At 74.0% G+C, this 23,870-nt stretch carries 18 protein-coding genes; 14 read left to right on the top strand and 4 right to left on the bottom strand.

Translation table 11 applies throughout. The features are described from left to right. Nucleotides 1-11: 11 nt before the first annotated feature. Nucleotides 12-1,715 (bottom strand): alkaline phosphatase D family protein, encoded by a 1,704-nt coding sequence (locus tag O7618_RS17845; protein ID WP_278107231.1) that lies wholly within the window; start codon nucleotides 1,713-1,715, stop codon nucleotides 12-14. A 148-nt stretch (nucleotides 1,716-1,863) separates the two neighbouring features. Between O7618_RS17845 and ftsY the strand changes: the two genes are divergently transcribed. The 12 genes from ftsY to O7618_RS17785 all read left to right on the top strand — a co-directional run bounded on the left by ftsY (nucleotide 1,864) and on the right by O7618_RS17785 (nucleotide 15,197). Continuing rightward, nucleotides 1,864-3,045 (top strand): signal recognition particle-docking protein FtsY, encoded by a 1,182-nt coding sequence (gene ftsY / locus O7618_RS17840; RefSeq protein ID WP_278107230.1) that lies wholly within the window; start codon nucleotides 1,864-1,866, stop codon nucleotides 3,043-3,045. Nucleotides 3,046-3,053: 8 nt separating this feature from the next. Next, nucleotides 3,054-3,917: an aminoglycoside phosphotransferase family protein gene (locus O7618_RS17835; protein ID WP_278107229.1), complete on the top strand. Its 864-nt coding sequence runs from the start codon at nucleotides 3,054-3,056 to the stop codon at nucleotides 3,915-3,917. A 165-nt stretch (nucleotides 3,918-4,082) separates the two neighbouring features. Next, on the top strand, nucleotides 4,083-5,489 hold the full coding sequence (locus O7618_RS17830; protein WP_278107228.1) for an ammonium transporter: 1,407 nt from the start codon (nucleotides 4,083-4,085) through the stop codon (nucleotides 5,487-5,489). 25 nt (nucleotides 5,490-5,514) lie between these two features. Continuing rightward, nucleotides 5,515-5,853 (top strand): P-II family nitrogen regulator, encoded by a 339-nt coding sequence (locus O7618_RS17825; protein ID WP_347405425.1) that lies wholly within the window; start codon nucleotides 5,515-5,517, stop codon nucleotides 5,851-5,853. A gap of 17 nt (nucleotides 5,854-5,870) precedes the next feature. Further along, nucleotides 5,871-8,135, top strand: a complete 2,265-nt coding sequence (locus O7618_RS17820) for a [protein-PII] uridylyltransferase (protein ID WP_278107226.1) — start codon at nucleotides 5,871-5,873, stop codon at nucleotides 8,133-8,135. Between the two features lie 135 nt (nucleotides 8,136-8,270). Continuing rightward, complete coding sequence (locus tag O7618_RS17815) at nucleotides 8,271-9,173, top strand: ABC transporter ATP-binding protein (protein WP_278107225.1); 903 nt, start codon at nucleotides 8,271-8,273, stop codon at nucleotides 9,171-9,173. Further along, nucleotides 9,163-9,984 (top strand): ABC transporter permease subunit, encoded by an 822-nt coding sequence (locus tag O7618_RS17810; RefSeq protein ID WP_278107224.1) that lies wholly within the window; start codon nucleotides 9,163-9,165, stop codon nucleotides 9,982-9,984. The genes O7618_RS17815 and O7618_RS17810 overlap by 11 nt, the downstream gene beginning before the upstream one ends. Nucleotides 9,985-10,004: 20 nt before the next feature. Then, nucleotides 10,005-11,132, top strand: a complete 1,128-nt coding sequence (locus tag O7618_RS17805; protein WP_278107223.1) for a sensor histidine kinase — start codon at nucleotides 10,005-10,007, stop codon at nucleotides 11,130-11,132. Continuing rightward, entirely contained in the window at nucleotides 11,129-11,785 is a 657-nt protein-coding gene (locus O7618_RS17800; protein WP_278107222.1) for a response regulator transcription factor, read from the top strand. The genes O7618_RS17805 and O7618_RS17800 overlap by 4 nt, the downstream gene beginning before the upstream one ends. A gap of 109 nt (nucleotides 11,786-11,894) precedes the next feature. Beyond that, nucleotides 11,895-13,448 (top strand): signal recognition particle protein, encoded by a 1,554-nt coding sequence (ffh, locus tag O7618_RS17795; protein WP_278107221.1) that lies wholly within the window; start codon nucleotides 11,895-11,897, stop codon nucleotides 13,446-13,448. Nucleotides 13,449-13,517: 69 nt separating this feature from the next. After that, entirely contained in the window at nucleotides 13,518-14,099 is a 582-nt protein-coding gene (locus O7618_RS17790) for a Uma2 family endonuclease (RefSeq protein WP_278107220.1), read from the top strand. A gap of 18 nt (nucleotides 14,100-14,117) precedes the next feature. Continuing rightward, nucleotides 14,118-15,197, top strand: coding sequence for an amidohydrolase family protein (locus O7618_RS17785; RefSeq protein ID WP_278107219.1), 1,080 nt, complete (start codon nucleotides 14,118-14,120; stop codon nucleotides 15,195-15,197). 31 nt (nucleotides 15,198-15,228) lie between these two features. On the opposite strand, the gene O7618_RS17780 is transcribed toward O7618_RS17785, so the two are convergent. After that, entirely contained in the window at nucleotides 15,229-15,804 is a 576-nt protein-coding gene (locus O7618_RS17780) for a TetR family transcriptional regulator (RefSeq protein WP_278107218.1), read from the bottom strand. A 92-nt stretch (nucleotides 15,805-15,896) separates the two neighbouring features. On the opposite strand from O7618_RS17780, the gene proS reads away from it, so the two are divergent. Both proS and O7618_RS17770 read left to right on the top strand, forming a co-directional pair. Then, on the top strand, nucleotides 15,897-17,303 hold the full coding sequence (proS, locus tag O7618_RS17775; RefSeq protein ID WP_278107217.1) for a proline--tRNA ligase: 1,407 nt from the start codon (nucleotides 15,897-15,899) through the stop codon (nucleotides 17,301-17,303). Nucleotides 17,304-17,514: 211 nt separating this feature from the next. Next, entirely contained in the window at nucleotides 17,515-19,230 is a 1,716-nt protein-coding gene (locus tag O7618_RS17770) for a chloride channel protein (RefSeq protein ID WP_278107216.1), read from the top strand. Between the two features lie 16 nt (nucleotides 19,231-19,246). On the opposite strand, the gene fxsT is transcribed toward O7618_RS17770, so the two are convergent. Both fxsT and O7618_RS17760 read right to left on the bottom strand, forming a co-directional pair. Further along, nucleotides 19,247-22,237, bottom strand: coding sequence for an FxSxx-COOH system tetratricopeptide repeat protein (gene fxsT / locus O7618_RS17765; protein WP_278107215.1), 2,991 nt, complete (start codon nucleotides 22,235-22,237; stop codon nucleotides 19,247-19,249). A 152-nt stretch (nucleotides 22,238-22,389) separates the two neighbouring features. Next, nucleotides 22,390-23,778, bottom strand: coding sequence for an FxsB family cyclophane-forming radical SAM/SPASM peptide maturase (locus tag O7618_RS17760; RefSeq protein WP_278107214.1), 1,389 nt, complete (start codon nucleotides 23,776-23,778; stop codon nucleotides 22,390-22,392). Nucleotides 23,779-23,870: the final 92 nt, after the last annotated feature.

Genomic DNA, 23,870 nt, shown 5'->3' with positions numbered 1-23,870 from the left:
TCAGAGGATAGTCACGACTCGTCGCTGAGCTGCTGGCGCGCCACCGGCCGCAGCGCGCCGTCGCTGGTGGTGCCCTCGATCACCACGGCGGCCGACCGGCCCTGGTGGGTCAGCGTGGCCACCGCGTTGCCGAAGTAGGGACCGGCCAGCTTCCGCCACCGCACCAGCGGCCGGCGCACCCCGGCCGAGCGGGCCAGCGCCCGGGTCGCCCCGGGGTTCCAGCCGAGCTTCATCAGCGGCCGCATCCCGGCCGGCACCTGGTTGTGGATCGGCGAGCAGGTGAGCTGGTGCACCGGGGTCTCCACCCCGCGGTCGGCGAACCGGGCCCGGGCCACGTACGAGTGGTGCACGTCGCCGGAGAGCACGCTGATCGAGGCCGGGCGCGGATACGCCGGACCGGCCCCCACCCGCGCGCCGGGGGGCGCCGCGGCGCCGCTGCCCAACCGGGCGAACAGTTCGCCGAGCGCGTCGAAGGAACGCCGGAACGCCGCCCAGTGCTCCAGGTCCCAGGCCCGGCGCATCTGCTCGGCCAGCCGCGCCACCCAGGGCCGGCCGGAGTCGGCGAGGCGCTCGTTCCACGCCTCCAGGTGGTGGATCCCCGGCGGCAGCAGCCAGGGCAGCGAGGCGCCCACCACCAGGTGGTCGTAGGCGCCGTGCGCCTGGTCGAGGAACCACGACCACTCGCCCGGCGGCAGCATCGCCCGGTGGCCCGGCAGGAGCACCCGGCTGGACCGGTTGTCCAGCATGACCAGGCGGGTCCGCCCCAGGTCCAGCGAGTAGCTCCACTGATATTGCACGGCCCGCCAACGCTCGGTGTCGTGCGCCAGGTCGGCCTCGGTGTCCACCCGCTCGCCGAACTCGTGCAGCACGCCGGTGGCGTCCTCGGCGGCCACCACCTTGGCGTAGACCGGGTCGACGGCGATCTCGTCCGGGCTGAGGTTGCCCAGATGCTGGTAGACCCAGTAGGAGGCGAGGCCGCTGCGGATCCGCTCGGCCCACCACGGCTCCTCGCGCATGTCCGCCCGCCACGACTGCGAGGTGTTCCAGTCGTCGATGACCTCGTGGTCGTCGAAGATCATCACGCTCGGCACGGTGGAGAGCAGCCAACGGATCTCCGGGTCGCGCCAGGACTCCAGGTAGAGCTTCGTGTACTCGTCGAAGCTGACCACCTGCGTCGCCGGGGCGTCCTTCGGCCGCCGCCGGCGGCGCTTGAGCAGCTTGCGCACGGTCGGCGAGGTCTCGTCGGCGTAGACCTGGTCGCCGAGCAGCACCAGCAGGTCGGGGAGCGTCACCTCGTCGGGCGTGGCCATCACCCGCCGGGCGTACGCGTCGAGCGCGTCCGGCGGCAGCTTGCGCGCGGTGGAGTGCTGGGTGGTCTCCCGGCAGGAGCCGAAGACCAGGCGTACCGGCTGGTCGCCGTCGTCGGCCGCCCGGGTCCGGATCACGCTGGGTGGGAACCCGCTGTCCGGCAGTGGCCAGGCCACCTCGTCGTCGACCAGCACCTCGTACTCGGCGGAGCTGTCCGGGGTGAGCCCGGTCACGACCACTATCGCGTAGTGGTGGTCGTACGCGGAGAAGGTCGGCGAGCTGCCGGTGGCGCCGTCGGCCGTGCGGACGGTGACCACGGCGGGCGCGCTCGTCTCCACCCAGACGGTGGCCCGCGTGTCGACCACCCGGCGCAGCAGTGGGCCGATGAGCAGGCGGGAACCGGGCACGACGACTACCTCCGACAAGATCGATTGGCGCTTCCCTACCCGGCCGGCGGTTGCGGTACGCCTTCCAGCAGCGAGCGTACCCGCAGGTTGTTCGCGTGCCGAGGCCGTGAGTGGGACGCCGTCGCCGGCATCTGACAGGATTTCGGGCATGAAGGAATACCTCCTCGTCGCCCTCGCCCTGCTCGGCGTGCTGATCATCGGCGGCCTGAGCCTCGTGGTGCCCCGGCTGCGCCGGCGCCCGGAGCCGCCGTTGCCGACCACCGAGGTCGACACCCGCACCGAGGAGGACCTGGCCGGCCCACCGGTGGAGGCCCCCGAGGCGGAACTGAGCACCGGCGTGGTGGTCGAGGCACCGCCGGTCGGCGCGCCGCCGATCGAGGTGCCCGAACCCACCGCCGGCCGGCTGGTGCGGCTGCGCTCCCGGCTGTCCCGCTCCCAGAACGCGTTCGGCAAGGGCCTGCTCGGCCTGCTCAGCCGGGACCGCCTCGACGAGGACACCTGGGAGGAGATCGAGGACAGCCTGATCACCGCCGACGTCGGCATCGACTCCACCCGGGAGATCGTCGACCGGCTGCGCGAGCGGACCCGGGTGCTCGGCACCCGCACCGGTGACGAGCTGCGCGCGCTGCTCGCCACCGAGCTGGTCAACGCGCTCGACCCGGGCCTGGACCGGTCGCTGCGGACCGCGCCCACCGACGGCGTGCCGGCGGTGGTGCTGGTGGTCGGCGTCAACGGCGCCGGCAAGACCACCACCTGCGGCAAGATCGCCCGGGTGCTGGTGGCGGACGGCCGGACCGTGCTGCTCGGCGCGGCCGACACGTTCCGGGCCGCCGCCGCCGACCAGTTGGAGACCTGGGGCGGCCGGGTGGGCGCGGAGACGGTCCGTGGGCCGGAGGCCGCCGACCCGGCCAGCGTCGCGTTCGACGCGGTCAAGCGCGGCATCGACGTCGGCGTCGACACCGTGCTCATCGACACCGCCGGCCGGCTCCAGAACAAGGTCGGCCTGATGGACGAGCTGGGCAAGGTCAAGCGGGTGGTGGAGAAGCACGGCCCGATCGACGAGACGCTGCTCGTGCTGGACGCCACCACCGGCCAGAACGGCCTGGAGCAAGCGCGGGTGTTCACCGAGGCGGTGAACGTGACCGGCGTGGTGCTGACCAAGCTCGACGGCACGGCCAAGGGCGGCATCGTGATCGCCGTGCAGCGCAAGCTGGGCATTCCGGTCAAGCTGGTCGGCCTCGGCGAGGGCAAGGACGACCTGGCCCCGTTCGACCCGGCGCAGTTCGTCGACGCGTTGCTCGGCACCGAGCCGCTCGCCCGGGACGCGTAGCCTCTCCCGTGACGACCGACGATCGCGCCTACGCGGGGTGGCGCGACCCCAGCAATCCGGCGCCACGCCTCGGGAGACCGTACGTGACTTCGCAGGAGATCCCGCTGCACGGCGGGAACGTGAGCACCGTGGTCCGGGTGGGCGACACGGTCCGGCGCAACGCCGGCCCGTGGACCCCCTCGGTGCACGCGCTGCTGCGCCACCTGGAATACGTCGGCTTCACCGGCGCGCCCCGAGCGCTCGGCATGGACGAGCGCAACCGGGAGGTCTTGTCATACCTGGAGGGGGAGTGCGGGGAATACCCGCTGGCCCCGCACTGGGTCACCGACGAGGCCCTGGTCACCGTGGCCACCATGCTGCGGATGTTCCACGACGCCCAGTACGGCTTCACCCCGCCGCCCGGCGCGGTCTGGCGCTCGTTCGGGCCGCCCCCGCCGGACACCGAGGTCATCTGCCACCACGACGCGGCGCCGCACAACGTGATCTGGCGCCCGGACGGCACGCTCGGGCTGATCGACTTCGACCTCGCCTCGCCCGGCGCCCGGATCTACGACGTGGCGTACGCGGCCTGGACCTGGGTGCCGATCTTCTCCGACCGGGACTCCGTCACGCTCGGCTGGAAGCGCCCCGACCGGCCGCGCCGGCTGCGGCTCTTCGCCGACGCGTACGGGCTGATCCCGCGGGACCGGCACCGGCTCATCCGCACCATCCGCAAGCGCATCGTCGACCACGTCGAGGGCATCCGGCGGATGGCCGCCGCCGGCGAGCCGGCGTTCGTCCGGATCGTGCACAAGGGCCACCTCCGCCGGCCGATGCGGGACCTGCGCCTGCTCGACTACGAGCGGCACCACCTGGAGTACGCGCTGCGCTGAGCAAGATCGGCGTTCTTCACACGCCGGAAACAACCCGTCACGTGTCGGAAATCGAGCGGTGTCGGTGCAGGAAACAGCGGCCGACCAAGCTTCCGCGCAACCGGCGTACGGGCGACGCTGCCCCGGAAGCCGCGAAGGAGGGAACTTCACCTTTAGGAGGCCAGCGTGCCTGAAGCACCGACGATCGACGGCGGCAACACCGTTTGGCTGCTGGTTTCGACCGCTCTCGTGCTGCTCATGACCCCCGGCCTGGCGCTGTTCTACGGCGGCCTCAACAGGTCCAAGGGCGTGCTCAACATGATGATGATGAGCTTCTCGGCCATCGGGCTCATCTCTGTTCTGTGGTGGTTCTACGGTTTCAGCGTCGCGTTCGGCAGCGACGTCAACGGGCTCTGGGGCGACCCGGGCGCCTACCTCGGCACCAAGACGTTCCTCGCCGAGACCGACCTCTGGGGCGCCACGGCGGACAACCCCAGCGGCATCGGCATCCCGCTCTACGTGTTCATGGCGTTCCAGATGGTCTTCGCGGTGATCACCGTCGCGCTGATCAGCGGCGCCATCTCCGACCGGGCCAAGTTCTCCGGCTGGCTGCTCTTCGCGTTCGGCTGGGCCACCCTGGTCTACTTCCCGGTCGCGCACTGGGTGTGGGGCGGTGGCGTCATCGGCGCCAAGCTCCACGCGCTCGACTTCGCCGGCGGCACCGCGGTGCACATCAACGCCGGTGCGGCGGCGCTCGGCGTGGCGCTGGTGCTCGGCAAGCGGGTCGGCTGGCCCCGGGAGGGCATGAAGCCGCACAACATCCCACTCGTCGCGCTCGGCGCCGGTCTGCTCTGGTTCGGCTGGTTCGGCTTCAACGCCGGCTCCGAGCTGACCGTCGACTCGGTGGCCGGCCTGGCGTTCCTCAACACCCAGCTCGCCACCGCCGCGGCGGTGCTCGGCTGGCTGCTGGTCGAGCGGATCAAGGACGGTCGCCCGACCATGGTCGGCGCCTCCTCCGGCGCGGTGGCCGGTCTGGTCGCCATCACCCCGGCCTGCGGTTTCATCACCCCCTGGGCGGCGGTCCTGCTCGGCGGTGTGGCCGGCGCGGTCTGCGCGCTCGCCATCAGCCTGAAGTACAAGCTCGGCTACGACGACTCGCTCGACGTGGTCGGCGTGCACTTCGTCGGCGGCTGGATCGGCTCGCTGTGGCTCGGCCTGTTCGCCACCAACTCCGTCAACAGCGCGATCGGCGACGTGGTCGGCGCCTCCGACGGCCTGTTCTACGGCGGCGGCCTGACGCAGCTCGGCCGGCAGGCGCTGGCCGGTCTGATCGTCACCGTCTGGTCGGGTGGCGTGGCCTGGCTGCTCGCCTTCGCGATCCAGAAGACGATCGGCTTCCGGGTGTCGGCCGAGGCCGAGGTCGACGGCATCGACGTCGCCGAGCACGCGGAGAGCGCGTACGACCTGTCGCCCACCACGGGCAGCAGCACGAGCGCGTTCGCCATGGCCGGGATCGGCGGCACCAGGCCGAGCCCCGAGCCCGCCGACGAGGCGGACGAGTCCGCGCCGGTCAGCGAGAAGGTCGCCGGTTAACGTTCCAGGGATGGAGGGGTTGGACATGAAGCTGGTGACCGCGGTCATCAAGCCGTACCAGTTGGACGCGGTGAAGGAGGCCCTGCACGCGCTCGGCGTGGCCGGGCTGACCGTCAGTGAGGTGCAGGGCTACGGCCGGCAGAAGGGGCACACCGAGGTCTACCGGGGTGCCGAGTACACGGTCGAGTTCCTGCCCAAGATCCGGGTCGAGGTGCTCACCGACGAGATCGACGTCGACAAGATCGTGGACGCGATCGTGAGCGCTGCCCGGACCGGCAAGATCGGCGACGGCAAGGTCTGGGTGACCGGCGTCGAGGAGGTCGTCCGGGTACGTACCGGCGAGCGCGGGCTCGACGCCCTCTGACGACGGAACCCGCCGACGTGACCTCGTTGACCACGGCCACCGGCCCCACCGGGTCCGGCGCGCCCGTGGTCAACGAGGTCGTCGGCGTACCGGGTGGCGTCGGTGACGCGGCCCGGTCCGCCCGGGCCGACGCGTTCGACGCCTGGCTGCGTCGGATCTTCCCGGCGCGGTCCGGCGTCGCGCTCGTCGCGGTGGGCGGGCTCGGCCGCCGCCAGTGCGCCCCCTACGGCGACCTCGACCTGGTGCTGCTGCACGCCGGCGTGGCCGGCATCGACGAACTGGCCGCCTCGCTCTGGTATCCGATCTGGGACGCCGGGCTGCGGCTCGACCACTCGGTGCGCACCGTCGCCGAGGCGCTGTCGGTGGCCCAGGACGACGTCAAGGTCGCGCTCGGCCTGCTCGACGCCCGGCACGTGGCCGGCGACCCGGCCCTGACCGGCCAGCTCGCCCGCACCGCCACCGACCACTGGCGGCGCACCGCCATCCGCCAGCTCCCCGGCCTGCGGGAGATCACCGCCGCTCGCTGGGAGGCCCACGGCGAGCTGGCGTTCCTGCTGGAGGGCGACCTCAAGGAGGCCGCCGGCGGCCTGCGCGACGTCGGCATCCTGCGCGCCATCGCCACCGCGGGCGTCACCGACGCGCTCCGCCCGGCCGTGCACGCCGCGCACCGACGACTGCTGGACACCCGCGACGCCCTGCACCAACAGGTGCGGCGCCGGGTCGACCGCCTGCTCGCCCAGGAGCGCGACGGCGTGGCCAAGCAGCTCATGCTCGACGAGGGGGACGCGCTGCTGCGGCTCGTCGCCGGCGACGCGCGTACCGTCAGCCACGCCCTGGACGACGCCTGGCGGGCCGCCGACCGGCTCCGCTCCGGCCGGCACCGGGCCGCGCCCGGCCGGCCGCTGCGCCGACCGGTCGCCCGCGACGTCGTCGAGCAGGACGGCGAGCTGGTGCTCGCCCGCACCGCGATCGGGGCCCGCCCCGACCCGAGCCTGTCGCTGCGGATCGCGGCCGCGGCGGCCACCACCCGGCTGCCCATCGCCCGGGCCACCTGCGAGTGGCTGGCCGCCTACTGCCCGCCGCTGCCCGCGCCCTGGCCGCCGGCCGCCCGGGCCGCGCTGACCACCCTGCTCGGCGCCGGTGCGGGCCTGGTGCCGGCGTGGGAGACCTGCGACCGGTACGGGCTGATCGACGGCTGGCTGCCCGAGTGGACCCGGCTGCGCAGCCTGCCGCAGCACAACCCGGTGCACCGGTTCACCCTCGACCGGCACCTGGTGCAGACCGCGTACGAGGCGAGCCGGCACACCCGCGACGTGGAACGACCGGACCTGCTGCTGCTCGGCGCGTTCCTGCACGACATCGGCAAGGGCCTGCCCGGGGACCACTCGACCGTCGGGGCCCCGCTGGCCGAGGCGGTGGCCGCCCGGATCGGGCTGCCCCCGGCCGAGGCGGCGCTGATCGGCACGCTGGTCCGCCTGCACCTGCTGCTGCCCGACGTGGCCACCCGACGCGACCTGTCCGACCCGAAGACCGTCGCCGGGGTCGCCGAACGGGTCGGCGACACCGGCACCCTGGAGCTGCTGCACGCCCTCGTCCAGGCCGACGCCGCCGCGACCGGCCCGGCCGCCTGGTCCGGCTGGAAGGGCCGGCTGGTCGCCGAACTGGTGGCCCGGGTGCGCACCACCCTGGACACCGGCGTGGTGCCCGCCCCGCCGGCCCCCGACCCGGCGCTCGTCGCCGGGCCGCTCCCGGTCGTACACCTGGGGGCGGACCGGGTGGCGGTGGCCGCCGCCGACCGGCGGGGGCTGCTCGCCACGGTGGCCGGCTGCCTGGCCCTGCACCGGCTGGAGGTGATCTCCGCGGACGCCGCCACGGTCGACGGGCGGGCCCTGGTCGAGTGCCGGGTGCAACCGCGCTACGGGCTGGCCCCCGACCCGATCGCGCTCAGCGCCGACCTGCGGCGCGCGGTCGCCGGCGACGTCTCGGTCATCCAGCGCCTGCGCGGCCGGGCCCTGGCGGCCCGGGGCCAGGGCGCGGCCCCCCGGGTGGTCTGGCACCGGGAGGCGGCCACCGACGCGGTGCTGCTGGAGTTGCGGGCGGCCGACGCGGCCGGCCTGCTCTACCGGGTCACCTGCGCGCTGGACGAGGCCGGCGCCCAGGTGCGGGCTGCCCGGATCTCCACCCTCGGCGGCGACGTGGTCGACGCGTTCTACCTCGTCGGCGGCTGGCCCCCTGCGGAGCAACGCGCCCGCGTCGAGGCCGCCGTGCTCGCCGCGGTGTAAGGCGGGGCCCCCTCTTAACGTTTCCGGTATAGGCGGGGCCCCCGCTTAACACCCCCGGGCTACGCCCGCTGACGTACGCGGGGAGCCGTCATCGGGTCGACGCGGGGCGTGGCCGGCGGCGGGACGCTCTACGGCATGAACCTGCCAGTGCGGACCGAAGGGCTCACCAAACGGTACGGCGGCCTGACCGCCGTACGGAATCTCGACCTGACCGTGCGGGCCGGCGAGGTGTACGGCTTCCTCGGCCCCAACGGCGCCGGCAAGACCACCACGCTGCGCATGCTGCTCGGCCTGATCCGGCCCAGCGCCGGGACGGTACGGCTGCTCGGCCGCACGCCCGGCGCCGGGCGGCTCACGGGCGTCGGCGCGCTGATCGAAGGACCGGCGTTCTACCCCTACCTGTCCGGCCGGGACAACCTGCGGGTGCTGGCCCGCTACGCCGGGGTCGGCGCGGACCGGGTCGACACCGTGCTGGACCTGGTCGACCTCGCCGGCCGGGCGGGCGACCGGTACGCCGGCTACTCGTTGGGCATGAAGCAGCGGCTCGGGGTGGCCGCCGCGCTGCTGAAGGACCCGCGCCTGCTGATCCTGGACGAGCCCACGAACGGCCTCGACCCGGCCGGCATGGCGGACATGCGGACCCTGATCCGGCGGCTCGGCTCGGCCGGATCGACGGTGCTGGTCTCCAGTCACCTGCTCGGCGAGGTCGAGCAGGTCTGCGACCGGGTCGGCGTGATCGCCCACGGCGCGCTGGTGGCCGAGGGCAGCGTCGACGAGCTGCGCGGCACGGCCGGGCTGCGGCTGCTCGCCGACCCGCTGGACGAGGCGGCGAGCCGCGCCCGGGAACTCGTCGGCGCGGACCGGGTACGCGTCGTCGACGGCGGGCTGGAACTGGCGGTCGAGCCGGAGCGGGCGGCCTGGCTGAACGCCGAACTGGTCGGCGCCGGGCTCGCCGTGCGCGAGCTGCGGCCCCGGGAGCGGGACCTGGAGCAGATCTTCTTCGACCTGGTGGAAAGGGGTACGGCCGATGTCGCGTAGTTTCCGCGCCGAACTGGTCAAGCTGGTCCGGCGGCCGGCCGCCTGGCTGCTGCTGGCCATCACGCTGGCGCTGTCGCTGATCTTCACCTACCTCTTCCCGTACGCCGGGGTGGCCGGGGGCACCGACGGCCCGAACACGGACCGGGCGCTGCCCGCCATGCTCCCCGACCACCTGGTCGGCAACTCGCTCGGCGGCCTGCCGGTCTTCCTCGGCGCGATCCTGCTGATCCTCGGCGTGCTCACGGTCGGCGGCGAGTACGGCTGGGGCACCTGGAAGACCGTGCTCACCCAGGGGCCGACCCGGATCGAGGTGTACGCCGGCAAGCTGCTCGCCCTCGCCCTCGCCGCGCTGGCCGTGGTGCTCGCCGTGTTCGCGGTCGGCGCGGTGGCGGCCACGCTCATCGCGTCCGCCGAGGCCCAGTCGGTGCGCTGGCCGTCCGTCGGTGACCTGGTGGTCGGCGTCGGCGCGGGGTGGCTCATCGCGACGATGTGGGCGATGCTCGGTGCCGTGCTCGCGGTCGCGTTGCGCGCGGTGGCGTTGCCGGTCGGTCTGGGTCTGGTGTGGATGCTCGCGGTGCAGAACCTGCTCGCCGCGATCGCCGCCCCACTCGTCGACTGGGTGGCGACCGCTCAGCAGGGGTTGCCCGGCCCGAACGCCGGGGCGCTGGCGGCGGCGCTGGGCGCGCCCGGGGACACCCCGGGTGTGGCGGCCACCGTCGGCGGCGGGCAGGCGGCGGTGGTGGTGGGCGCGTACCTGGTCGGTTTCGCGGTGGTCGGCGCGGCGCTGCTGCGCCGACGGGACATCGGCTGAGTCGGGGCGGGGGAGTGGACGTGGATCGCGGGCGCGACGACCGGCGGCGGTGGCTGCTCGACGGCCTGCTCGCGCTCGCGCTGCTGGCGATCGGGTTGGCCGGCACCGCGCCGGCCGGGGAGAACCAGGGCGTGCACGCCGGTGGAGTCGCCTACCCGCCGGTGGTGGTGGCGGCGCTCGCGCTGGCGGTACGCCGGCGCTGGCCGCTGCCCACCCTGGCGGTGGTGGTCGCGGCGACCACCGCGTACCTGATGCTCGGCCAGCCGTACGGTCCGATCCTGTTGTCGTTCTTCGTCGCGGTCTACACGGTGGCCGCGCACCGGCCGGTGCGGACCGCGGCGGTGGCCGGCGCGGTCGCGACGGCGGCGCTGGTCGGGTACGTCCTCGTCGGCGTGCGGCCGCCCGGCGTGGCCGGTCTGATGCCGGTCGCCGCCTGGGTGGTGGTGCCGTTCGCGGTCGGGGTCCCCGTGCGGCTGAGCCGGGAGGCCGCCGCCCGGAGCCGGACCGACGAGGCACGCCGGCTGGCCGACGCGGAGCGGCTCCGGGTGGCCCGGGAGGTGCACGACGTGGTGGGCCACGGGCTCGCCGCGATCCACCTCCAGGCCGAGGTGGCGCTGCACCTGTTGACCCGCCGGCCCGAGCAGGCCGAGGCGGCGCTCACCGCGATCAGCCGGACCAGCAAGGAGGCGCTGGACGAGCTGCGGGTCACGCTCACCGTGGTGCGTCGCGAGGAGATGACCGACGAGCGCGCGCCGGTGCCGGGGTTGGCGCAGCTCGGGCACCTGCGGGAACGGCTGGCCGGCGCCGGGGTGCCGGTCACCGTCGCCACCGACGGCGAGCCGCGCCCGCTGCCGGTGGCGGTGGACCTGGCCGCCTACCGGGTGGCGCAGGAGGCGCTGACCAACGTGCTGCGCCATGCCGGCCCGGCCACCGCCGAGGTCCGCGTCGGCTACCGGCCGGCCGAGGTCACCGTGGAGGTCACCGACACCGGGCGGGGCCGGCCCGCCCCGGCGGACCGGTCCACCGGCTCCGGCCTGGCCGGCATGCGCGAGCGGGTGACCGCGCTCGGCGGTACGTTCGACGCCGGCCCGGCCGCGTCCGGCGGTTTCCGGGTGCTCGCCACGCTGCCCACCGGGGAGGCCGCATGATCCGGGTGCTGCTCGCCGACGACCAGGAGCTGGTCCGGATCGGGCTGCGGGCGCTGGTGGAGAGCGAGGACGATCTGACCGTCGTCGGGGAGGCCGCGGACGGGCTCGCCGCCGTGGCGGTGGCCCGCCGGGAACGCCCGGACGTGGTGCTGATGGACGTCCGGATGCCCGGTGTGGACGGCATCGAGGCGACCCGTCGCATCGTCGGCGACCCGGCGCTGGCCGACACCCGGGTGGTGGTGCTGACCACGTTCGAGCTGGACGAGTACGTCTTCGACGCGCTGCGGCACGGCGCCAGCGGCTTCCTCACCAAGGACACCCGACCGGTCGAGCTGCTGCGGGCGATCCGGCTGGTCGCCGAGGGGGAGGCGTTGCTGTCCCCGTCGGTGACCCGCCGGGTGGTCCGGGAGTTCGCCACCCGGCCGGCCCGGGTGCCGCGCCCGCACCCCCGGCTGGACGCGCTCACCGACCGGGAACGGGAGGTGGTGGGGCTGGTCGGCGAGGGGTTGAGCAACGCCGAGATCGCCGAGCGGCTGGTGGTCAGTCCGGCGACCGCGCGTACCCACGTCAGCCGGGCCATGGTGAAGCTGGGCGCCCGGGACCGGGCCCAACTGGTGGTCTTCGCGTACCAGTCGGGCCTGGTCGTCTCCTGAGGCTCCGGCCGGGTCGGAGCGGGGCTACGGGCGGCGGGCTACCCTAACGGTGGGCTGGACAGCCGGCCCGGCCGCTGTGCCCGCCGAAAACGACAAACGGGATGTTCGCGTGTTTGACACCTTGAGTGACCGCCTGTCCGGGATCTTCACCAAGCTCCGCGGCAAGGGTCGGCTCACCGAAGCCGACATCGACGCCACCGCGCGCGAGATCCGGATGGCGCTGCTGGAGGCCGACGTCGCCCTGCCGGTGGTCAAGGGCTTCATCGCGAACGTCAAGGAGCGGGCCCGTGGGGCCGAGGTCTCCCAGGCGCTCAACCCGGCCCAGCAGATCGTCAAGATCGTCAACGAGGAGCTGATCAACATCCTCGGCGGCGAGGGGCGGCGGCTCCAGTTCGCCAAGAACCCGCCGACCGTGATCATGCTGGCCGGTCTCCAGGGTTCCGGCAAGACCACCCTCGCCGGCAAGCTGGCCCGCTGGCTCAAGGGCCAGGGGCACCAGCCGCTGCTGGTCGCCGCCGACCTCCAGCGCCCCAACGCCGTCGGGCAGCTCCAGGTGCTCGGTGGCCGCGCCGGCGTCGAGGTGTACGCCCCGGCGCCCGGCAACGGCGTCGGCGACCCGGTGCAGGTGGCCCGCGACTCGATCGAGCACGCCAAGCGGGCCGCCCGCGACATCGTCATCGTGGACACCGCCGGCCGCCTCGGCATCGACGCCGAGATGATGCAGCAGGCCGCGGACATCCGCGACGCGGTCCAGCCCGACGAGGTCGTCTTCGTCATCGACGCGATGGTCGGTCAGGACGCGGTCCGCACCGCCGAGGCGTTCCGCGACGGCGTCGGCATCACCGGCGTGGTCCTCTCCAAGCTCGACGGCGACGCGCGCGGTGGCGCCGCGCTGTCGGTCCGGGAGGTCACCGGCCAGCCGATCCTGTTCGCCTCCACCGGCGAGAAGCTGGAGGACTTCGACGTCTTCCACCCCGACCGGATGGCCAGCCGGATCCTCGGCATGGGCGACGTCCTCACCCTGATCGAGCAGGCCGAGGCGGCCTTCGACTCGGATCAGAAGGAGAAGATGACCGCCAAGCTGATGGGTGGGGAGACCTTCACGCTGGAGGACTTCCTCGATCAGCTCATCGCGGTCCGGCGGATGGGGCCGATCGCCAACGTGCTGGCGATGATGCCCGGCATGGGGCAGATGAAGGACCAGATCGCCGAGCTGGACGACAAGCACTTCGACCGGGTCACCGCGATCATCCGGTCGATGACCCCGGCCGAGCGCACCACCCCGAAGATCATCAACGGCTCTCGGCGGGCCCGCATCGCCAGCGGCTCCGGCGTCACCGTGATGGACGTCAACCAACTGCTCAACCGCTTCGCCGACGCGCAGAAGATGATGAAGCAGATGGGCGGCATGATGGGCCTGCCCGGCGGCGGCCGGCGCAAGGCGACCAAGTCGCCGAAGAACAAGCGCAAGGGCACCAAGGGTGGCAACCGGCCGCGCACCGGGGCCGGCGCGGCGGGCGGCTTCCCCGGTGGCATGCCGCAGCTCCCGCCGGGCCTGGACCCGGGCGACCTGGCCGGCGGCCAGGGTCTGCCGCCCGGCTTCAAGCTGCCGAAGATCGACTTCAACAAGCTCGGCAAGGGCGGCGACAAGGGCCCGCGCTGACGCGTGTCGGTGACGGTGGGCGACGTCGTTCTCTCGTAGGGTGACGTCGCCCCCTGGAAGGAGATGTCAATGACCGCGGCCCCGATCCTGCCGGAGCGGCACGAGTGGACGGTCGACGACCTGGGCGACCTGCCCAAGGACCTTCCGTACGAACTGATCAACGGAAGGTTGATCGTGCCGTCCCCCACTGCCCTGCACCAGGAAATCTGTGTCGAGCTGCTGCTCGCCCTGCGCACCAACTGCCCGCCGGAGTTCCTGGTGAGCATCGACCTGTCCATGCGGGTCGACCGACGCAACGAGCCGCGCCCGGACGTGGTGGTGATCCGGCGCAAGCACGCCGGCCGCTCGCCGGTCCCGGTCGAGGACGCGCTGCTGGCGGTGGAGGTCGTCTCCCCGACGTCGCACTTCCGCGACCTCTACGACAAGGCGAGGGTCTACGCCCGCGCCGGGGTCCAGTCCTACTGGGTGGTGGACCCGCAGCACGAGCGGATCGCGCTCACCGAGTACACGCTGGGCGGCGGCACCCGCGAGTACGAGCAGGTGACCCACACCGAGGACCTGTTCGTCACGGAGCGGCCGTGGAAGGTCTCGGTCGACCTGCCGGCGCTGACCGCGCGTCGCAACGACCTGCTGGCCGGCGAGGACGGGTGATCGGGTAGGACTGTGCACATGGCTCTGCATGTGCGCGGCGTGTTCCTCCCCGACGACGAGGTCCGGGACGTCTGGCTGGTCGGTGACCGGGTCACCTTCTCCCCGGTGCCGGGCGCCGAGACGGTGGCCGACGGCGGTTTCGTGCTGCCCGGCCTGACCGACGCGCACTGCCACCTCGGCATCGCCCGGGGCGGCGCCCCGATCACCTCGCTCGACCAGGCCCGGGAGCTGGCCCGGATCGACCGGGACGCCGGCGTGCTGGCGATCCGCGACGCCGGCTCGCCGTACCCGTACCCGGAGCTGGAGGACGAGCCGGACCTGCCGCGACTGGCCCGCGCGGGCCGGCACGTCGCGCCGCCCAAGCGCTACCTGCGCGACATCGGCGTGGAGGTCGGCGCGGCGGAGGTGGCCGCGACGGTGGCCGCGCAGGCCGCCGCCGGCAACGGCTGGGTCAAGCTGGTCGGCGACTGGATCGACCGCGGGGTGGGCGACCTGGCGCCGGCCTGGGACGCGGACACCATGACCGCGGCGGTCGCCGCCGCGCACGCCGCCGGGGTGCGTGCCGCGGTGCACACGTTCTCCGAGTCGGCCGTGGAGATCATGGTGCGGGCCGGGGTGGACTCGGTCGAGCACGGCACCGGGCTGAGCCTCGACCTGATCGACCTGATGGCCCGACAGGGCACCGCGCTGGTTCCCACCATGATCAACATTCGGACCTTCGGCCACATCGCCGAGCAGGCCCGGGCGAAGTTCCCTGGGTACGCCGACCACATGCTCGCCCTGCGCGACCGCTTCCCCGAGGTGGTCCGGGCCGCCCACGAGGCGGGCGTGCCGATCTACGTCGGCACCGACGCCGGCGGCGGCATCGACCACGGGCTCGCCGCCGAGGAGATGCTGCTGCTGCACGAGCAGGCCGGGATGTCCGCCGAGGACGTGCTCGCCGCCGCCTCCTGGCGGGCCCGCGACTGGCTCGGCTTCCCCGGCCTGGTCGAGGGCGGCCTCGCCGACCTGGTGGTCTATCCCGAGGACCCGCGCCGCGACCTGCGGGTGGTGCGGTCGCCCAGCCGGATCGTGCTGCGCGGCCGGGTGGTCCGCTGACCCGGGGCGGCCGAGCGCGCCGCGCGGTGACTCAGCGTGGCGTGGCGGCGGCGAGGAAGAGGTGCACGGCCAGGTCGGCCAGCTTGTCGGCGGTCTCGTCCACCGGCGCCTGGGGCAGCACGATGTGGCTCACCACCAGGCGGACGATGCTGTCCGCCGCGAACGCCAGCGCCGCCGGGTCGGCGCCGGGCAGGTGCCGCCCCGCCCACGCCAGCAGTGCCGCCGTCGACTCGGTGAGCACCAGGTCGGCGCGGGTGGTCAGGTAGGGCAGCAGTTCGTCCGAGCCACCCCGGGCGCTGGTCAGGATCGCTTTGACCAGCGGATTGTCGGCGGCCGACGCGAGCGTTCGGCGGATCGCCGCGTACGCGGCCGCGCGCACGTCGGCGCCGTGCTCGGCCAGCGCGGCCCGGACCTCGCCCACGAACCGGTCCACCTCGTGCCGGGCGAGCGCCTCGGCCAGGCCCGCCTTGGTGCCGAACTCGTTGTAGAGCGTCTGCCGGCTGACCCCGGCGGCCTCGGCCACCGCGCCCATCCGGACGCCGTCCCAACCACCGGCCACCGTCTGCGCCCGGGCGGCCTCGACTATCGCGTCCCGTGCCTCACCCATCGCCGTCGAAGTCTACGGCCGACCGGGGCGACACGGCGCGGGCCGGCTCCCCGGCGCAGCGGCGGCCCACGCGGCGCATAGGATGTGCGGTCATGGCACGCGTGCTCACTCCCCGTGCGGAGGACTTTCCCCGCTGGTACCAGGACCTGATCGCCAAGGCGAAGCTGGCCGACAACGGCCCGGTTCGCGGCACCATGGTCATCCGACCGGCCGGCTACGCCATCTGGGAGCGGATGCAGGCCGAGATGGACGCCCGGATCAAGGCGGCCGGCGCGGAGAACGCGTACTTCCCGCTGTTCATCCCGGAGAGCTACCTCAAGCGCGAGGCCGAGCACGTGGAGGGCTTCTCGCCGGAGCTGGCCGTGGTCACCCACGGCGGTGGCAAGCAGCTCGCCGAGCCGGTGGTGGTCCGCCCCACCAGCGAGACGGTGATCGGCGAGTTCATGGCCAAGTGGATCGACTCCTACCGGGATCTGCCGCTGCTGCTCAACCAGTGGGCGAACGTGGTCCGCTGGGAGCTGCGCCCGCGGATCTTCCTGCGCACCAGCGAGTTCCTCTGGCAGGAGGGGCACACCGCGCACGCCACCCGGGACGACGCCCGCGCCTACGCCCGACGGATCCTGCACGAGGCGTACGAGGACCTGATGGTCAACGTGCTGGGCATCCCGGTGGTGGTCGGCCTGAAGACCGCCCGGGAGCGCTTCGCCGGCGCCACCGCCACCTACACGTGCGAGGGCATGATGGGTGACGGCAAGGCGCTGCAGATGGGCACCAGCCACGAGCTGGGCCAGAACTTCGCCAAGGCGTTCGACATCAGCTACTCCTCGGCCGAGGGCGGCCGAGAGCACGCCTGGACCACCTCCTGGGGCACCTCGACCCGGATGCTCGGCGGTCTGATCATGTGCCACGGCGACGACAACGGGCTGCGGGTGCCGCCGAAGCTGGCGCCGGTCCAGGCGTACGTGATGATCGTCAAGGACGGCGACGGTGTCGGCGAGGCGGCGGCCAAGCTGCGCGACGCGCTGCGCGACGCCGGGGTGCGGGTGGCGCTCGACGACCGGACCGACACCGCGTTCGGCCGCCGCGCCGTCGACGCGGAGCTGCGCGGCTACCCGGTCCGCGTCGAGGTCGGCCCGCGCGACCTGGCCGCCGGCAACGCGGTGGTGGTCCGGCGTACGGACGGCTCGAAGGCCCCGACGCCGGTGACCGACGTGGTCGGCGCGGTGCTGGCCGCGCTGGACGCCGACCAGCGGGCGCTGCACGACCAGGCGCTGGAGTTCCGCCGGTCCCGCACCGTCGAGGTGTCGACGCTGGCCGAGGCGATCGAGGCGTCCGCCACCGGCTGGGCCATGGTGCCGTGGTCGGCGGTCGGCGTGCCGGGCGAGGCCGAGGCGAACGCGCAGGGCGTGACCGTGCGCTGCCTGCTGCGCGCCGACGGCTCCGTGCCGGACACCGAGGACGAGCCCGACCTGGTCGCCATCCTGGCCCGCGCCTACTGACGCGTCGCCCGCCGCGTCACCCGCCCGCCGTCCGGCCGTTGGACAGTGCGAGCGACGCGGCGGGTGGCACCCGCCGAAGCGCATCGGCCGCTATCATCTTCTGGCACGTGGCGGTCGATGGCAGATGTCACCCTCGGTGCGGGTCCGGTCGCCGAACTCAGGCGGGGCGTGCCGCTGCGCTCCCGGGGCATCCCTGATGATGGAGCTGCCGATGAGCGGTAGTGGCGGGCCGGGCGGCCTGCGGCTCTGGGTTCCGCTGGCGACGCTTACCGGGGCCCTGGCCGGGGCAGCGGCCGCCGCGTTCGCCGAACTGCTCCATCTGGCCAACGAGCTGCTGCTGCGCGGCGTCGCCGGGCATGCCGTGCCCGGTGTGGTCGGCGAGGGCGGCCCGCGCGAGGCGAGCGGTTTCCCCTACCCGCTCGTCGTCCCGCTGCTGGTCGCGGCCGGCGCGTTCGTCGCCACCGCGCTGGTGCTCCGGGTCGCCCCCGAGACCAGCGGGCACGGCACCGACGCGGCGATCCACGCCGCGCACTTCGATCCGACCGGGATGCGGGCCCGAGTGCCCGCGGTGAAGATGGTCGCCTCCGCCGTGCTGATCGGGTCGGGCGGCTCCGGCGGCAGCGAGGGACCCACCGCGCAGATCACCGCCGCACTGGCCTCCGTGGTCGCCCGCCGGTTCCGGCTCACCTACCAGCAGGCCCGGACCACGGTGGCGATGGGCCTGGCGGCCGGGGTGGGTGCGATCTTCCGGTCCCCGTTGGGCGGCGCGCTGCTCGGCGCGGAGCTGCTCTACCGGGCGGACGTCGCGCCCGGCGTGGTCGTGCCCGCGCTGCTCGCCTCCGCGGTCTCCTTCCTGGTCTTCGGGCTGATCCACGGTTTCGACCCGCTGTTCGGGACGGTCGCCGGCACCGGCTGGGAGCATCCGGCGCAGTGGCTCGTCGTTCCCCTTCTCGGCCTGCTCGCCGGCCTGTTGGGCCGGTTGTACGCGTCGGTCTTCTACGCGTCGGCCGGCTTCTTCTCCTCGGCCCGGATGCGCCGGCTGCCCCGGGTGCTGCGGCCCACCCTCGCCGGGTTGGTGGTCGGTTCGATCGGCCTGGTCGTGCCCGGCGTGCTGGGCACCGGGTACGGCACGGCGCAGCGCGCCCTGGACCCGCAGGCCGTGCTGTCGACCTCCGTGTGGCTACTGCTGGCGATCCCGCTGGTCAAGATCGCATCGACGTCGCTCTCGGTGGGCTCCGGCGGCTCCGGCGGGATCTTCGGTCCGGGCCTGGTGATCGGCGCGACCGCCGGAGCGGCCGTGTGGCGGCTGCTGGAGCCGCTCGGCATCGCCCCGGACTCCCCGGCCCCCTACGTGATCATCGGCATGGCTGCCTGCCTCGGCTCGATCGCCCACGCACCCCTCGCGCTGATCGTCATGTCCGCCGAGACCACCGGCAATCTGAGCCTGCTCTTTCCGACCATGCTGGCCACCGGCATCGCCTGTCTCGTGGTCGGCGACCGCACCCTCTACCGCAGCCAACTACGGGACCGTGCGGCGGATCCGGACGAGCCGCGGCCCGGGGCGTCACCGGCGCGGGGCGAGGGGCTCAGCGGGCCGTCGGTGGTCGGCCCGCGGCTGCCCGCCTCCGGACCGCCCGCCGACCGGCCCGGCCGCCCGGGACGGTCCCGCGAGCGGAGCCGTCGGACGGGCCGTTCGATCCGTCCCGGCCAGCGCGCGGCGGCCCCGGTGCCCCGCCGCTGGACCGCCCAGTTGTACCCACCCGCCGGCCGGACGGGGAAGATCACCGGCGGGGCCGGGGCGCCGGCCGGCCGGGCGGGCGAGCCCGCCGCCGGCACGGAGGGATCCCGTGGCCGGGTCGGCGACCCCCCGGACCGGCAGAAGAAACCCACCGGTGACGTCGGGGAGCTCGCCGGCCGGCAGCAGTGACCGGCCCGGGCTCGGCTCAGGTCGGCGGGGGCTCGACGTCGCAGTCCATCCGGGTGCCGGCCGCCGCGGCCTCGGTTTCCGGGTGGTCCGGCCCGAGCCGCTGCCGATAGCCGTCGATGCTCTCTAGGAGCAGCTCGCGGGCACCCTCGTGGTCGCCGTCGGCCCGCCGATCGTCAGCGAGGTTGACCGCACCGGCGAGCGTGTAGGGATGCGTCGCCCCGCGTGTCGCCCGGGAGGCCCGCCACACCTCCTCACCGAGCTCGCGGGCCGCCCGCACCTCGCCCAGCGCCCGCAGGTCACTCGCCAGGTTGGTGGCGCCGGCCAGGGTGTACGGATGCTCCGGGCCGAGCGTCGTCGACAGGCCCGCCCTGGTCCGCTCGCCGAGCCGGCGGGCCTCCTCCGGCTCACCGGTCAGCCGCAGGCAGACCGCCAGGTTGACCGACGCGCACAGGGTGTACGGGTGCTGCTCGCCGACGGTGGCCCGCAGCCGGGCGACGGCTTCCTCGGCGCGCGCCCGGGCACCCGGCGTCTCTTCCAGACAGCGCAGGTCGTTGGCCAGGTTGGTGGCCGCGGCGAGGGTCTCGGGATAGTCCGGGCCGAACCGGCGCCGGTGCCGGGCCAGGCAGTCCCTGGCGAGCTGGTAGGCATCCAGGTAGCGACCGGCCTTGCGGCGGCTCACCGCCAGGTTCTTCATCGCCCGCAGCGAGTCCGGATGATCGGCGCCGAGGAACACCACGTAACGCTGGTAGACCTCCTCCTGCATCTCGCAGGCGCGGGCGTACTCGCCACACTCGCGCAGATCCCGGGTCACGTTGTTGGCGGAGAACAGGGTCGACCGGTTCTCCTGGCCGCCGAACCGGACGCGGTAGCGACGCAGGATCTCCTCGTCGAGGTCGAGCGCGGCCGGGAACTCACCGAGCATCCGGTGGGACACCGCCAGGTTGTGCCCGGTGAGCAGGGTGCGCGGGTGGTCCGGCCCGAGCGCCTCCAGCGCGAGCCCGTGGGCCTCCCTGTCCAGCTCGTAGGCCGCCCGCCAGTCGCCGAGCCGGCGCAGGTCCGCGGCCAGGCCGTTCGCCGCCCCGAGCGTCTCGGGGTGCGCCGGCCCCAGGTCCGCGCGGGCGCGGGCCAGGTTCTCCTCGTCCAACACGCGGGCCTGGTGGTAGTCGCCGGAGCTGCGCAGCGTGTTGGCCAGGGTGACGCTCAACGCCACCACGTCCGGATGGCTCGGGCCCAGCAGCCCGTGCCACGCCGTCCGGGCCCGCTGACCGAGGCGCCGGCCGGCGGTGTACTCGCCCCGGGAGAAGAGATAGCGACACAGGTTGATCACCAGGGAGCGGACCGCCGCGTCGTCGGCGGCGCTCGCCGCGTCGGCTGCCTCGGCGTGCACCAGCAGATCCGCGTACCGGTCGCGATGGGCGATCTGATCCGGCTGACCGGGGTCGGCGGCGGCGAGCAGACGACGGGCCGTCTCCACCCAGGTCGTCCGCTCGGCGTCGGTGAGCTGCTCGCGCAGGAACTGCTGGAAGACCCGGTGCAGTTGCACCGACTCCCGACCGTCGCGCTCGCCCACCTTGGCCAGCCCGTACGCGCCGATCTCGGAGAAGATGCGGGCCCGGGACACGGTGTCGGTGATCTCGGTGCTCAGCGGCTCGGGCAGCGGCACTGCCGGTCGGGCGCCCCCGGGCGGGCCGAGCAGCAGGGACATCGGGATCGGCTCCGGGCCGAGGAACGCGCACAACCGCAGCAACTGGGCCGCCGAGCGACGGCGCTCCCGCAGTTGGTTCATCGGCAGGACCCAGGCCATCACGACCTGCTGCCCGTAGGCGGACACCTCGGCCTGGCTGAGCAGCCCGGTCATCCGCTGCTCGCTCTCGGCCAGATAGTCCCGCACCGGCAGATGCGACATCGACAGGTAGCCGGCGGTGGCGTCGAGGGCGAGTGGCAGGTCGCCGAAGCGATCGGCCACCTCGACGGCATCGTGTTCGGTCAGCCGGGGCGCCCGTCGGCGCAGGAAGTCGACGCTCTCCGCCCGCCGGTAGACGTCCAGCTCCAGCACCTCCGCGCTGGCCCGCCAGCCCTCGTCGCGCGAGGTGACCAACACGTGGCACAGCCCGCGCGGGGCCCGGCCACTGGGGAGCAGACGGGCCAGGTCCCCAGGCGAGGGTGCGTTGTCGAAGATCAACAGCCAGTTGCGGGCCGGCTCACCGCGGCGCAACGCGTCGAGCACCGCGTCCGCGGTCACCCCGAGGTCATCGCTGATCCGCAGGCCGATCGCGGCGGCCAACCCGGCCAGGTCGGCCCGGGCGGTGGCGAGCTGCTGGCTACGCACATACCACACCAGGTCGTAGCAGGCGGCGAAGCGGTAGGCATACTCGATCACGAGTTGGGTCTTGCCCACCCCGGCGGTGCCCAGCACGGCGGTGGGCACCAGCGGTGCCACGTCCGCGGACAGCCGCTCCCGAAGCTCGCCCAGCGCGTCCTCCCGACCGGTGAAGTGCCGGTTGCGGGACGGAAAGGGCTGCCGCCAGTAGCGGGGCTCGCGCAACGGCCAGGGGGTGCGGGCCGTCCCCCGGGCGGCGGGCGCGGTCAACCCGTACAGCGCGAGCACCTCGGCGCGGGCGTCGCTCTCGTCGAGGTCGCCGAGGACCGGACACTCGTCGGCGCCGAGAAACGCCGGGCGGCGGGCGCCGACGGAGACCATCCGCAGCCGGCCCGGCAGCTCCGCCCGGAGCGCGACGACCGGCTCCGCCCACGCGGGTGCCGACCGTCCCCCGGCGCGCAGCAGCGCCTCGGAGAACACCAGCAGCAGGTTGCCGGCCGGCCCGGCGGCGTCGCGCAGCCGCGTGGCGAGGTCGTCGGTGGACTCCGGGGCCAGCAGCAGCGGCTCGGGACGGGCGCCGCCGTCGTCGAGCTGCTCGGCGAGCCACTCCACCCACAGGCGGTCGGCGCCCACGTGAGCCAGGACCACATGCGGCCGGCCGCCGGCGGTGCCGCGCTGAGCGCTCATCGAGCCTCCCAAGTGCTCGCGGCCGGGGGTGCGCAGGCCCGGGTGGCGCGGTTCGGCCGCGCTTCGAGCATAGTTACGGTGGTCATCATGTCACCCGCCGTCCGTCCTATCGGGAACCTGACAGGGTGGGCTCTCACGGGCTACGCCGGCCGTCACGCCGTGGTCGCCGCCGAGCCGGCCGTCCGCCCGGCCACGTGATCGATCAACCGGAAGAGGTCCGGGCAGTAGACCGACGGGTTGTCGAAGCCGTGCCCGGCGCGGAACCGGTGCGGATGAAGGCCGCCGCCGCAGACCCGCCCCACCGGACATCGGCGGCAGAGCGCGGACAGCCGGTCGGCGCCCCGTTGAGCGGCCCGCGCGACCGGGTGCGCCAGGGCCGCGTCGAACGGGTCGGAGCACACGCTCAGCCCGGTCGCCCCCGCCCCGGCATAGGTCGCCTTGAGCGTGTCCGCCAACTCGATCTCGCCGTCGGTCTCCACGACCACGAAGGCCGTCGGGGAGAGCCCCACGGACTCCGCCCCGCTCTCCCCACCGAGCAGCAGCACCAGGATCTCCTCCAGCATCCGTACCCGGGTCTCCCGGCGCGGCGCGGCATACCAGCGCTCGAAGACCGCGATCAGCCAGTCCGCGTACGGGGTCGCGGTGTCCGGGGTGCGGCCCGGCGGCGGGTCGGTCCAGGTCCCGTGCGGTAGCAGGAAGTCCACCATCGGTGGGGCGAACGTCAGCAGGGTCTCGTAGGCGCGCACCGGGTCGGTGGCGAGGTCCACCGTGGCCAGCAGGCCGGCGAAGAGCGGTCGGTAGCGCGGCCCGGAGAGCAGGTCCAGCGCGCGCACGGCGGCCGGGTGGCTGCTGCCGCCGTCCGGCCGGCGACGGTGCCGGTCGGTGGCCGCCCGGTCCCCGTCGACGCTCACCCCGACCCGGATGTCGTGCCGTCGGAACATCTCGAGCATGTCCCGGTCGAGCAGCGTCCCGTTGGTCTGCACCGCGAAGGACAGCGTGATCCCCGGGCCGGCCAGCCGGGTCAGCTCCGTCACCAGGCTCGCCAACCGGTCACCTCCGGCGAGCAACGGCTCGCCACCGTGCAGGACCACGTCGGCCTCGGTGATCCCGTGGGACCGCAGGTGCTCGACGATCCGTTCGCCGGTGCGCCGCACCACGTCGGCGCTCATCACCCGTGGTCGCCGACGCCAGCTCTGGTCGGCCATCCGGTAGACGTAGCAGTAGTCGCAGGCCAGGTTGCACCGGCTGTGCACCTTGAGCACGAACTCCCGGAACGGCACCACCCCGGCGGGCGGCGCCGTGCGGGCCCCGTCGACGGGGGGCGCCGATCCGGCCCGCCCTCCCCGACCGGTGACCTGCCGGAGGGTGGGCACACCGCCGGCCTGGTTGTTGAACCGGGCGAGACGGGGCGCGGCGGCGGCCTGCTCGTTCCGTACCCGGCGGATCGCGTGTCGGAGCACGTCCGTGCCGTTGCGGGCCAACTCGTCGAGCACGTCGTCCGGCAGGGGCGTTGGCGCGCAACCGACCTGGGCATCCCTCATCCGCTCGGCCATCCTTCCCGCCACGTGAGGCAGGCCGCGCTGCGACGAGCGACCCAGCTACATGCGTCGATCCCCAGCCGAGAATAGCGTGC

This window comes from Micromonospora sp. WMMD980, assembly GCF_029626035.1.
GTDB lineage: Bacteria > Actinomycetota > Actinomycetes > Mycobacteriales > Micromonosporaceae > Micromonospora.
Note: the sequence above shows the minus strand (reverse complement) of the source record. Positions and strands in the feature narration are given on the sequence as shown.